General features: G+C 63.3%; 8 protein-coding genes and 1 pseudogene. 1 reads left to right on the plus strand and 8 read right to left on the minus strand.

Annotated elements, in window-relative coordinates; translation table 11 throughout:
- Positions 1-37: 37 nt before the first annotated feature.
- From XI06_RS39000 to XI06_RS39025, 6 genes are all read right to left on the minus strand, one after another.
- A complete protein-coding gene (locus tag XI06_RS39000) occupies positions 38-1,222 on the minus strand; it encodes a substrate-binding domain-containing protein (protein WP_237891439.1) in 1,185 nt (394 codons plus the stop codon).
- 99 nt (positions 1,223-1,321) lie between these two features.
- Positions 1,322-3,361, minus strand: coding sequence for an acyl CoA:acetate/3-ketoacid CoA transferase (locus tag XI06_RS39005; RefSeq protein WP_271607746.1), 2,040 nt, complete (start codon positions 3,359-3,361; stop codon positions 1,322-1,324).
- Between the two features lie 106 nt (positions 3,362-3,467).
- A complete protein-coding gene (locus tag XI06_RS39010; RefSeq protein WP_237860484.1) occupies positions 3,468-4,772 on the minus strand; it encodes an MFS transporter in 1,305 nt (434 codons plus the stop codon).
- 195 nt (positions 4,773-4,967) lie between these two features.
- Positions 4,968-6,410: a sigma-54 interaction domain-containing protein gene (locus XI06_RS39015; protein WP_271607747.1), complete on the minus strand. Its 1,443-nt coding sequence runs from the start codon at positions 6,408-6,410 to the stop codon at positions 4,968-4,970.
- 240 nt (positions 6,411-6,650) lie between these two features.
- Positions 6,651-8,387 (minus strand): putative bifunctional diguanylate cyclase/phosphodiesterase, encoded by a 1,737-nt coding sequence (locus XI06_RS39020; protein ID WP_237871759.1) that lies wholly within the window; start codon positions 8,385-8,387, stop codon positions 6,651-6,653.
- Positions 8,388-8,688: 301 nt separating this feature from the next.
- A complete protein-coding gene (locus XI06_RS39025) occupies positions 8,689-9,654 on the minus strand; it encodes a sensor histidine kinase (RefSeq protein WP_237871757.1) in 966 nt (321 codons plus the stop codon).
- A gap of 173 nt (positions 9,655-9,827) precedes the next feature.
- Between XI06_RS39025 and XI06_RS39030 the strand changes: the two are divergent.
- Positions 9,828-10,013 (plus strand): annotated as a pseudogene (locus XI06_RS39030) (SDR family NAD(P)-dependent oxidoreductase); the annotation flags it as partial.
- 131 nt (positions 10,014-10,144) lie between these two features.
- On the opposite strand, the gene XI06_RS39035 reads toward XI06_RS39030, so the two are convergent.
- Complete coding sequence (locus XI06_RS39035; RefSeq protein ID WP_271607748.1) at positions 10,145-11,521, minus strand: cytochrome P450; 1,377 nt, start codon at positions 11,519-11,521, stop codon at positions 10,145-10,147.
- 114 nt (positions 11,522-11,635) lie between these two features.
- Positions 11,636-12,871 carry an LLM class flavin-dependent oxidoreductase gene (locus XI06_RS39040; RefSeq protein ID WP_237860474.1) on the minus strand — a complete coding sequence of 412 codons (1,236 nt, stop codon included), beginning with the start codon at positions 12,869-12,871 and terminating at the stop codon, positions 11,636-11,638.
- Positions 12,872-12,891 lie beyond the last annotated feature (20 nt).

Below are 12,891 nucleotides of genomic sequence, written 5' to 3' on the forward strand. Positions count from 1 at the left end.
ACCTCTCCCGCAAGCGGGAGAGGTGAAGCAAGAAAGCTCAGCGCTTGTTCTTGATCGGAACGTCCATGTCCTCGATCTTCAGCTCGCGCACCGGCTCGAGCACGGCCCAGGCGACGTTCGGATCGACCTTGACTTTGAAGTGATACATGCTCTGCAGCGCCTGATGATCCTCCTTGCGGAACACCATCTTGCCCTTCGGCGTGTCGAACTCCATGCCTTCCATCGCCGTGATCAGCTTCTCGGTGTCGGTCGACTTCGCCTTGGTGACGGCAGTCACGACCGACATCGCGGCGGCAAAGCCGCCCGCGGTGAAGAAGTCCGGCGGCGAGTTGAAGCGCTTCTGGTGCTCGGCGACCAGCCAGTCGTTCACCGGGTTCTTTGGGATGTCGTAGTAATAATAGGTCGCGCCTTCCATGCCGGGCAGGCTCTTATAGGCGGCGAGCGCTGGCAGGATGTTGCCGCCGGTGGAGAGCTCGATGCCGTAGCGCTTCGGATCCATGTCCTGGAGCTTTGCCAGCGGATTGCCGGCGCCGGCCCAGATCACCCAGATCACCTTGCGGCCGGGCTTATCCTTCAGCGCATCGAACAGGCGCTGGCCGACGGCGGTGAAGTCGGTGGTGCTGGTCGGAGCATATTCTTCAGCTCCGAGCGTCGCGCCGGTCTTGGCCAGCGCTTCCTTGAAGGCGGCGACGCCGTCGCGGCCGAAGGCGTAGTCCTGCGCCAGCGTCGCGACAGTGACGCCTTGCTTGCCGATCGCGACCGCGTTCGAGATCGCGTCCTGCGACGAATTGCGCGCAGTGCGGAAGATGTAGCGGTTCCATTTCTCGCCGGTAATCTGATCCGCGACCGCGGGCTCGACGATCAGAATCTTCTTGTTCTCTTCCGCAACGGGGAGAATGGCGAGCGCGGCGGCCGAGGAGGTGGTGCCGATTGCGATATCCGCCTTGTCGTCCTGATAGGCTTCGGCGAGCGCGGCCTTCGAGAGGTCCGGCTTGCCCTGGTCGTCCTTGGTGATGATGACGATCTTGCGGCCGTCGAGCGTCATGGTGCCCTTGGTGGCGTATTCGAAGCCCATCTGCAGGCCGGTCTCGGTCTGCTTGGCATAGGCTTCGAGCGGGCCGGTCTTGCCGTAGATCAGCGCGACCTTGAGGTCGTCGGCGTGCGCGGAGGCGACCGCGGCGAGACTGAGAATAGTTGTTGTTATGATGAGTGATCGACGCACGATGGTCCCTCCTGACTTAATGTGTTGGGCAATAGCGATTTGCATAGCCTGATGGACATTGCAATTCGACGTTACGGCTGAGGCTGCTCTGCATTATTTTTAGCCTTGTCGTGCCGCGAGCCGCGTGCCGCCATTCGCGCCGCCGGCCTCGATCTGCCAGTCCGTCCGCGCCTCTTCGGCGCTCTCGAAGATGTGCGGCGCGACGCCGCGCTTTTCGAGCGCTTCGCCGAGCTTGATGCGCAGGAAGCCCGAAGTCGTGTAGCGCGACACGCCGGTATAGAAGCGATCGACCAGGCTGCGCACCATGGCCGAGTAATCGTCCAGCAGCTCCGGCAGAATCGAGAAGTTGTCATAATTGACGATGGCGTAGACCTTGCGGCCGAGCGGTGTGAGCCTGGCTTCGACGATGCGCGCGATCGCGTCGATATCGGCCTTGCTGCGTAGCGGATAGCGCTCCAGGTTGATGAAGAACAGGTTCTGCTGCTCGTCCAGCGCAAAGCGCTGGTCGAGCGGAATGGTGAGCAGCCGCTCGCGCAGATCCATGGGACCGTCGCGGAAGATGCGCGCATCCATCAGGGTTGGCTCGCGCGGGATCAACGGCTTGAAGTCCATCAGGCGCAGGATGTCGCGTTCGATGTCGATGCCAGGCGCGACCTCGGTGAGCTCTAACCCGTCCGGCCGCAGCGCGAAGACGCAGCGCTCGGTGACGTAGAGCACGCGCTGCCCGCGCGTCGCGGCGAAGGGGCCGCTGAACGTCACGTGCTCGACGTGATCGACGAATTTGCGGGATTTCGCTTCCTCGACGACGGCGAGCTTGCCGTCGTTGACCGCGATGCGTTGCCTGCCGGCGGCAAAAGTGCCGACGAACACGACCTCCTTGGCATTCTGGCTGATGTTGATGAAGCCGCCGACGCCGGCCAGCTTCGGCCCGAACTTGCTGACGTTGAGATTGCCGGTGCGATCGACCTGCGCAAGCCCGAGGAAGGCGGCGTCCAGCCCGCCGCCATCATAGAAGTCGAACTGATAGGGCTGGTCGATCACCGCCTGGGTATTGATCGCCGCGCCGAAATCGATGCCGCTTGCGGGGATGCCGCCGATCACGCCGGGCTCTGCGGTCAGCGTGATCAAGTCGATGATGCGCTCTTCATTGGCGACGGAGGCTATGCCCTCGGGCATGCCGATGCCGAGATTGACGACGCTGTTGGCCTTCAGCTCGAAGGCCGCGCGGCGGGCGATGATCTTGCGCTCGCTCATCGGCATCTCGGGCAGCGAGGTCGTGCGCACCTTGATCTCGCTCGAGAAGGCGGGATTGTATTGCGTGCCAAACGTCTGCCAGTGATGTTCGGGCTTGGCCACGACCACGCAATCGACCAGCACGCCGGGGATCTTGACCTGACGCGGATTGAGGCTGCCGCTCTCGGCGACGCGTTCCACTTGGGCGATGACGATGCCGCCGGAATTGTGCGCGGCCATGGCAATCGCCAGCGCTTCCAGTGTCAGCGCCTCCTTCTCCATGGTGAGGTTGCCGTCGGGATCGCCGGTGGTGGCGCGGATGATCCCGATATTGATCGGGAACGTCCGATACAGCAGGCATTCCTCGCCGCGCAGCGTGATCAGCTCCACCATGTCCTCGGTGGTGCGCGCATTCAGCTTGCCGCCGCCATGCCTGGGGTCGACGAAAGTGCCGATGCCGACGCGGGTGATGTGAGCCGGGCGATGCGCGGCGATGTCGCGAAACAGGTGCGTGATCACGCCCTGCGGCAGATTATAAGCCTCGATCTGGTTTGCGATCGCGAGCTGCTGGAGCTTTGGCGCAAGGCCCCAGTGCCCGCCGATGACGCGGCGGACCAGGCCCTCATGCGCGAAGTGGTTGAGGCCGCGATGCTTGCCGTCGCCCTGGCCCGCGGCATAGACCAGCGTGAGGTTGCGCGGCTTGCCTTGCGTGTAGGGCGCATCGTCCTCGTTCGCCAGATAAAGCTCCTCCAGCGCGATCGCGATCTCCTCGGCAAAGCCGATGCCGACGAAGCCGCCGGTGGCGACCGTGTCGCCGTCACGGATCAGCATGACGGCTTCAGCGGCCGTGACGATCTTGCCCTTCTCGGAATTGGGCAGGTAAGCCAAGGCAGGATGCTGGCTCATCGCATTCCCTCCCATGTTTTTTGCGGATCCTATGGTCCGCTCTTCTTGCTTGTTTGATCTGCATCACGGGAGCGGCGCGCCGCTCCCGTGCCGTAAGCATTCAGGGCTAGCCGACCTTGCGCGTTTCAGTGGCGAAATAGACCGAGACCACCGTGATGATCGCGAGCGCGACCATGTAGAGCGAGATTGGCCAGGTCGCCGGCGCGTAAGCCGTCATCAGCCCGGTCGCGATCAGCGGTGACAGCGCGCCAGCGAAGATCGAGGCGAGGTTGTAGCCGAGCGAGACGCCGCTGTAGCGCACCTTGGTGCCGAACAGCTCCGACAGGAAGCTAGCCTGCGGCCCGTACATTGCGGCATGCCCGATCGCGAGGCCGAGCGCGATCGCGATCCAGGCAAGGTGCGGGTTCTTGGTCGCCAGCAGCATGAACAGCGGGAACGACATCAGTGCCGAGAACACCGCGCCGAAAATATAGATCGGCCGGCGCCCAACCTTGTCGGAGAGCGCACCGAACGCCGGAATGGTGAAGGTCTCGATGGCGGCCGCGATCAGCACGCCGTTCAGCATGTCCTGCTTGTTCATGCCGAGCGATTGCGTCGCATAGGCGAGCACGAAAGTAGCGTAGATGTAGAAGAAGCCGTTCTCCGCGAAGCGCGCGCCCATCGCCAGCAGGATGTTCTTGGGATACATCCTGATCGCCTCGAGGATCGGCATCTTCACTTCCTGCTTGGTGTCCTTTACCTTCTGGAACTCCGGCGATTCCGCGATGGTGAAGCGGATCCAGAGGCCGACCAGCACCAGCGCGATCGAGAACAGGAACGGGATGCGCCAGCCCCAGGCATAGAGCTGCGCGTCTGATAGCGTCGAGGACACCACCGTGAACACCAGCGTGCCGAGCACGAGGCCGAGCGGCGCGCCGAGTTGTGGCCAGCTGCCGTAAAAGCCCTTCTTGTCCGCAGGCGCATGCTCGACCGCCATCAGCACCGCGCCGCCCCATTCGCCGCCAAGACCAAAACCCTGAACCAGACGGCAGGTGACGAGCAGCACCGCGGCCCAGACGCCGGCGGTCTCGTAGGTCGGAAGGAATCCAATCGCCGCGGTGGCCGCACCCATGATCAGCAGGGTGAGATAGAGCATGGTTTTGCGGCCGATCTTGTCGCCGTAGTGACCGAACACGACCCCGCCGAGCGGACGCGCGATGAAGCCGAGCGCATAGGTCGCGAACGCCAGCAGCGTCCCGATCATCGGATCGAAGGTCGGAAAGAACAGCTTGTTGAAGATCAGCGCCGCGGCGGTGCCGTAGAGGAAGAAGTCGTACCATTCGATGGCCGTGCCGATCAGGCTCGCAGTGGCGACCGTGACGTGCGACGGCTGTCTGGTCTGAAGCTGACGGACTGAGATCGCTTCACTCATCTGGCGTCCTCCCTGGTTGCAAATGCGCATGTGCAGCATGCGTCATTGTGCAAAGCGAAGAGCAAGGTCCGCGCCAGATGCTGTCGCTTTACGCAAAATGGCGGAAAGTCCAGCAGATTCAGTGCAAGCGTCGGGAAAGAGGCGCAACGCGCCGTGTCCGGAATCCGAGACTCCGGACGCGCAGTGTCTCGAATCTCAGATCGGGGCGGCGCCCGAGGCGAGGCCGAACTTCGCGAGCTTCTTGTAGAAGGTCGCGCGCGAGATCTGGAGCATCTTGGCCGCTTCCGAGATCTGGCCGTTGCTGGCGGCAAGCGCCTGTTCCAGCGTGTGCTTCTCGAACTCGGCTTCGGCTTCCGCATAGGGCAGGACGAGACCGGTCGGCCGCATTGGTGCCGCTTGTATCATCTCCGCGCTCACGGGGAGAATGCGATCGAAATCGTCGCTGGTGAGGCGTCCCGAATCGCTCAGGATCAACGCGCGTTCCAGGATGTTGCGCAGCTCGCGGACATTGCCGGGCCAGCCGTACCGCGCCAGCGCAGTCAGACCGCTCGGCGTGATCCTGGCATTGAGATAGTCGCCGGATGCACTGATGTCTTCCAGCAGCCGGCCGCAGATCTCCGGCAAGTCGTCCAGGCAATGACGCAGCGGCGGCAGCACGATCGAGAGCACGTTGAGCCGGTAGTAGAGATCGGCGCGAAATGTGCCCTCGCTGACCCGCTTGTGCAGGTCGACATTGGTGGCAGCAATCACGCGCACATCGACCTTGGTGACCTTGTCGGAGCCGAGCGGTTCGATCTCCCGCTCCTGCAGAACGCGCAGCAGCTTGGCCTGCAATTGCAGCGGCATCTCGCCGATCTCGTCGAGAAACAGCGTACCGCCGTCGGCGACCCGGAATTTGCCGTCGCGGCCCTTGCGGTCCGCACCGGTGTAGGCGCCCGGCGCCGCCCCGAAGAACTCCGATTCGATCAGCGTATCCGGGATCGCCGCGACGTTGACGCTCACGAAAGGCTTTTCGGCGCGCGCGGACGCATTGTGGATTGCCTGCGCCAGCATTTCCTTGCCGGTGCCGGTCTCGCCCGTGAGCAGGACGGTGACGCTTTGGCGCGCTGCACGGCCTGCGAGCTTCTTGGCCTGCGCGATGCCTGCGGTGCTGCCGACATAGTCCTCGAAGGTGAAGCGTGCGGCGCGCGCGTGCGACAATTGTCGTCGCGCCAGCCGCAGGTCGTTCTCGAGCTGGGCGACGCGACCGAGCAGCGGCTTCAGGCCTTCGAGGCGATCGTAGAGCACGAAGCCGATTGCACCGATGATGTTGCCCTTCTCGTCCTCGATCGGCATGCGGGTGACGACGAGCTGCTCTCCCCCAAGCTCCATGATGTCGAGGATGATCGGCTCGCCCGTCTCCACGACCCTGCGCATCAGGCTGTTGGGGATGACCTCCTCGATCGGACGGCCAAGCGCCTCGGATTCATGTGAGAGGCCGATCGCGGTCACGTATTTCTCATTGACATAGACCACGCGCCCGCTGCGATCGATCGCGATGGCGCCCTCGCACAGATGCTCCAGCCGCTCGAACAGCGTCTCCATCGCGCGGGCGCGGATATAGGCGGGGTCACTGACGACGGAAGAGGGACCAGACATGGCGTACCTCGGGGAGGTCTGCCTGTGTATTACCAAAAAGGCTGTAATTTCAAAGAGCGAAAACGGGGTCTAGCCAGCTCGCAAAGTCTGTCCACCGTCACCCTGAGGTGGCCGCTTCTTCAGCGGCCTCGAAGGGCGACGGCCCGGCTGGCAGTTCGGCCTTACATCCTTCGAGGCTCCCCATGCGCCGCGTTGCGCCGCACGGCTCGCACCTCAGGATGACGGATCAGTCTTGCGCCCCTACCGCCGATACCCGCTCGCCCGCGAATAGCCCTGGCGGTTCTGCTGCATCGGGCGGGCGGAGACGCTGCCGCGCGATTCGCTGGACGCGGGGGTGGCGAGCTTCAGCTCCTCCAGGAAGATGGGCCGCGCGAAATAATAGCCCTGCGCGTAGCGGATCTTGGTCGCGGCCTGGAGATAGGCGAGCTCCTCATAGGATTCGATGCCTTCGGCAATGACCGTCATGCCGAGCGCTTCGCTCAAGGATTCGATCGCGCGCAAAATGCCCTGGCTGCGCGGCCGCTTATGGATGTCGGTGATGAAGGAGCGGTCGATCTTGATCTCGTCGGCGGTGATGTCGGCGAGCGCCGACAGCGACGAATAGCCGGTGCCGAAATCGTCGATGGAGATGCCGACGCCGAGCTTGCGGAACATCGGCAGGATCTCGGCCTGGAAGTGGTTCTTGGCGACGAAGGCATCTTCCGTCACCTCGATCATGAATCGCCGGGGAAAGCCGGTGTCATCGAGCGCCTGGGCGAAATTGCGCATGAATTCGGGGTTGCCGGCCTGCTTGGCGGCGACATTGATGCTGATGGTCGCTTCCGCGCCAAAGGTCTCGTTGATCAGGTCGATCGACTTGACGATCTCGGCGAGCACGAGATGAGTGAGCTCGTCGATCAGACCGAGCTCGCCGGCGAGATTGATGAAGGAGCCCGGTGCCTGGATGACGCCCTCGTCGTCGCGCAGGCGCACCAGCGCTTCGATGCCTTTCACGGCTTGCGTGCGGATGTCGACCTTGGACTGGAAGGCGCAGCAGAAGCGCTTCTCGAGGATGGCCATCCGCAGCGACTGCTCGATCTTCATCCGCGCCAGCGCCTCGCGCTCCATGCCGGTATCGAAGAAGGCGGCGGATCCCTTGCCGTTGTTCTTGATGCGGTACATCGCGATGTCGGCGTTCTGGCGCAGCGTCTCGAAGCTGCTTCCATGGTCGGGATACAGGCTGATACCGACCGAGGTCGAGGCGAACACTTCCGAATTGTCGATGAAGAAGGGAGCCGTCAGCCGCTCCAATGTCGAGGTCATGAATTCGGCGACTTCCTCCTGGCTCCGGATAGGCGAGAGCAGCAGCAGGAATTCGTCGCCGGAGATGCGCGACAGCATATCGGACTCGCGCAAGTCGCGCCCGAGCCGTTTCGAAAGCTCGACCAGCAGCGCGTCGCCGACGGCGTGGCCGTAATAGTCGTTGATGTGCTTGAAATTGTCGACGTCGAGAAAGGCCAGCGCGAAGCGCTCGCCGCTGCGATCGCGGCCGAGCAGGCTGTTGGCGCGATGCTCGATGACGCGCCGCGAGGGCAGTCCGGTCAACTCGTCGAAATAGGCCGAGCGAAACAGCTGGTCCTCGAAATTTTTCTGCTCGGTGATGTCGGCGGACGCCGAGATCAAGAGTTCGCGGCCGGCGAGCTGCACCGGTCGGTGGGTGGTCAACAACACCTGGCGCGCAGGACCGTCCTGAAGCGCTTCTTCGGAGACGACAGGCTGCCCGGCCCGGAGCGCGCGCTCACAGGCCTCGCGACGCTGCGCGAGATCCGGCGACGGACGGCTGCCGTCCATGCCGAGCTGGGCGGCGGCGACATCGTTAACCAGGAGAAGCTTGCCTTGCGCGTCCTGCACGGTGAGGCCGGCAGGCAGCATTCTAACGATTTCCTTGAGAAATCCGAGTTCGGCTTCGTTGGCGCCGTTGTGTGTATTGTCGTTCATAGAAGTCATGAATCTTGTTGTTTCAGCGCCTTTGCAATGAGCGCGATCATGCGCAGTTCCCTCTTAGGTTTGGTTAAGGAGTCCGCTGAAATACGGGGGTGTTCCGGGGAGAAAGGTCGTGCCGCGAGGCGCGCCGTCGATCGTCATTAACAGAACGTCAACGGCACTTGCGAAAGCGCGGGCGAAGCGCGCGCTTGTCTTTCGTTTGCGGCGAGGTGAGAGGCGTCACGAGCGCTGATTGAATCCGATGTGAGCTCCGGGGGCGGTCCACCTCTCCCCGCCGGGGAGAGGTGACCAAGCTCTATTCGCTCTTGGGAATGCGACACTGCATGATGCAGTGCAGCCCAGTCTTCAAATATGAGATCTCGGTCTTGCCGTCGAAGGCTGACAGCGCGGACTTCAAGAGCTTGGTACCGAAGCCCGGCGTGGAGATTTCGCCAACGGTCGGCCCCTCGGTTTCGTCCCACGTGATGGTCAGACGATCGTCATTGAGGGTCCATGACACCTGCAACAATCCGCGCGGTGCGGAGAACGCGCCGTATTTGCCGGCGTTGGTGGCAAGCTCGTGAAACATCAATGACAGTGTCACCGCGAGCTTCGGCGGCAGGAACAGCCGCTCTCCGTTGAGGGTGAAGCGGACATGGCCGTACGGGCCGAGCTCGGAGATCAGGAGATCGCGGATGTCGCAACCGCCCTTGTCGATCCGCGAGATCAGATCGTCGGTCGCGGCCAGCGAACGCAGCCGCGGGTCGATCCGGGCCCAGACCTGCGGCTGGTCGTGCAGCACCTGATGCAGCACGGCGTGCACGGTCGACAGCTTGTTCTTCAGCCGGTGCTGCAGCTCGTCGACCAGCAGCTTGCGATACTCTTCCTCTTCGATCAGCCGCCTGGAGATCCGGCGCTGCTCGGCAAGCATCGTTCGATAGTGCTCGACGCCCCAGATGGTCAGGGCGCAGACGCCCCAATAGAGCGTCAACAGCGCGAAGCGCGCACGATCGGCAGACACATCGTCGAAATTCAGGACGACACCGAGCACGCCGCCGACCAGCGCGGTCACGATACCGACCCGAAATCCTCCGAAGGCCGCTGCAAAGAACACGGCGGGGAAGTACGGCGTGAAATAGACGTCGGGGCGCACATGCGCGAGTCCCCAGCGCGCCAAAGTCGAAAGCAGCAGGCAGGCCAGCGCGAACGCAAGGCTCAGGCCCAGCGACGGCGTTGCCACGCCCCGCCAGCCCTTGCGGAATTCGTCGATTAGCTTCCCCATGCGCGGCCCGGTTGCGATCTCCGTCCGAAAATCGAGAGGCGGGCCACGATGTTACGCATCTCGGATGCGCAAGCAAAGCTTGCCTTGTCGCTATCAGGCTGGAACAGCGATGGTTGCGGCGCTTGATGTCGCAGCGATGTCATCGATCGGTGTCCGCCATTTGGCATCAAATCATTCGAAAACAGGCCCATTCCAGGGCCTGGCTTGACGGCGTGGTTACGGTGATCACGGGTGCGACGAGCGGGATCGGATTAAGTACCGCGCAAGTCTTGGTTGCCGAAGGTGCCAAAATTGTGATCGCGGGCCGGCGTCTACCGGAGAGCGAGGCGGTGCTGTGCGTAAGGCGTTTGATCGGGGAGTGTAGCGGCGCGCGAGGTGCCGTCGGGTGGGCAAAGGCGCGCCCCTCGCGCGCCGTGCCCACCAACTTCCTCTCATTGAGAAATGGTGGGCTCGGCGCTCTGTGCCTTTGCCCACGCTACGAGAGCGGCGGCTACACCGCCTTCATCCTCACCCTCAATCCATCCCGCGGCTTCGGAATCGGCCACATCTGCCACTCCGGCTTGTAGCCAGGCTCCAGCGACACCTCGATGTTCTGCAGGAAGTGCCGCGCGAAGCATTTCGCCTGCATGTAGGCGAAGTGCAGGCCGAGGCACATATGGGCGCCGCCGCCGAACGGAATCCAGGCGAAGCGATGGCGATTGCGCTGGGCTTCCTCGGTAAAGCGCAAGGGATCGAAGCGATCAGGCTCCGGCCAGATATCCTTCATGTGGTGCGTGTAGAGTGGATTGACGCCGACAGCGGTTCCGGCGGGAATCGCATAGCCCTTGAAGGTGAAATCGCGCATCGCGCGCCGCGGCATCGAGGGCACCGGCGGCTTGATCCGCAGCGCTTCCTTGAAGGCCATTTCCGACAGCGGCATTTTTTCGAGATCATCGAAGCTGCTGGCTGCATGCGGCGCGAGCCCCAGCGCGAGAACTTCGCTGCGCAGCCGGCTCTGCCAGTCGGGATTGGCGGCGAGCTCACCGATGAAAGACGTCAGCGACGAGGTCAGCGTGTCGTGCGCGGCCATCATCAGGAAGCTCATATGGTCGATGATGTCCTGGTCGGACAGCAGCGCGCCATCCTCATGGGTGGCGCGGCAGAGATGCGAGAACAGATCATCGCCGCCGTGATTGCCACGTCGCAGCGGAATCTGCTCGCGGAAATAGGCGATGATGCGCTTGCGCCCCCTCACGCCTGCCGCCATCTGCGTGCCGGGAAGGGGACGGCGGATCGGGGCGACCGCAGCCGCCACCATGTCGACGAAGGCGCGGTTGATCTCGTCGACCTCCGGTCCGATGTCGGCGCCGAGAAAGGACGTCGCGGCGAGATCGAGCGTGAGCTGCTTCATCGCCGGATAAAGCCGCATCTCGCCCGGCTTGGCCTTCCATTGCGCGACGCGCGCGGAGATGCCGCGGTCGAGATCGCTGAGATAGGACTTCATCGGCCCGGACTTGAACGCGACCGACAACGCCTTGCGATGCAGCCTGTGCTCGTCGAAATCGAGCAGCATCAGCCCGCGCGGAAACAACAGGCCAAGCACGTTGTTCCAGCCATGGGTCGACGAGAACAGCTTTTGCTGGTCGAACAGCACGAGCTCGTTGGCCTCGGGGCCGAGCAGCACGATGTTGGTCTCGCCGAAAATATGGGTGCGGTAGACCGGGCCGTATTTCGCGCCGTTTCGCTCGATATGCCCCTTGGGATCGGCGAGCACCTGAAACGTCTTGCCGATGACCGGCCAGCCTTCGTCGCCGGGGATGTGCGTCAGCTCATTGCGTTTCGGCGCGGTGTACTGAAGCGCGGATGTGGCCACATTCTGCATCGACATGACGATTGCTCCGGATGGCTGACCCCGACGACATAGCACAAAACCGGCACGGTGACGCGAGGGTTGTTTGGCGCGCAAGTCAACACACACCTTCGCCGGGACGACGAATGTCCCCTACCGCTTCGCCGCTTCCTTCTGCAAATCCGGCGCGTTGACGGCGGGAATCGCGACCCGGCCGGGGCCGGTGACCTTCAATGCCTCGGCGGCCTTCTCGTTCTGCATGATCTTGGCCATCACGGCCTGACCGGCGCGCTCGAAAATCGCGCGGTTCTCGATCACGAATTTTTGCGACCTGCGCAGGCCGTCGATATAGCCGTTGATTTCCGGCACGACATAGCGCGCCACCATGTCCCAGCTCCGGCGCGTGGCTTCCGGATTGGCCCAATCGTGCACGAAGCCGATGATGGCACCGACGCCGCCTGATACCTCCATCACGTTCTTGATGGTTTTGACGAGATCGTCGGGCGTGCCGATGGTGGACGCGGCACCTTCGACGAAGGCGGTCTTGTCCACGGCCTCGTCAGGCGAGGAGAAGGCGGTGAGGCCCGGCCGCTGCAGCGTGCCGACATTATATTCGTTGTGCCAGCGCATCAGCCCGGCGCCGGCCTCCTTGCGGGCCTGTTCGCGGCTTTCGGCGATGTGGAAGGTCAGCAGCACGCGCCAGTCGGCGCGGTCGACCTTCGTGCCGTGCTTCTTGGCGGCATCCTCGGCGAATTGCCATTGCTGTTGCAGCGACATCAGCCCCTGCGTCGTCATCGAGCCCAGCGAGATGATGCCGATGCCATATTTGCCGGCGAGGGTCATGCCCGACGGCGAGATCTGCGAGGCGACGACAAACGGCATCTCCTCCTGCAACGGCAGAAGCTGGAGCGCGGCGTCGTTCATGGTGAACCACTCGGTCTTGGCGGTGACACGCTCGCCATTGAAGAGGCGACGGATCACGTCGATCGCCTCATCCTGGCGATCGCGCTGCGTCATCGGGTCGATGCCGAGCGTATGTGCGTCCGAGGCCAGCGCGCCGGGGCCGGAGCCGAAGATGGCGCGGCCGCCGGTCATGTGGTCGAGCTGCACCATGCGCTGGGCGACGTTGAAGGGGTGGTGATAGGGCAGCGAGATCACGCCGGTGCCGAGCCTGATCCGCTTGGTGCGCTCGCCGGCCGCGGCCAGGAACATCTCGGGCGAGGCGATCATCTCCCAGCCGGAGGAGTGGTGCTCGCCGCACCAGAACTCGTCATAGCCGAGCGCGTCGAGCTGCTCGACCAGATCGAGATCGCGCCGAAACTGGAGCATCGGATGCTCCCCGATCGGGTGATGCGGGGCAAGAAAGGCTCCAAACTTCAAGCGCGCCATGGCGTTCTCTCCGGCTGAGT

This window comes from Bradyrhizobium sp. CCBAU 11434 (assembly GCF_028128895.1).
Classification (GTDB): domain Bacteria; phylum Pseudomonadota; class Alphaproteobacteria; order Rhizobiales; family Xanthobacteraceae; genus Bradyrhizobium; species Bradyrhizobium zhengyangense.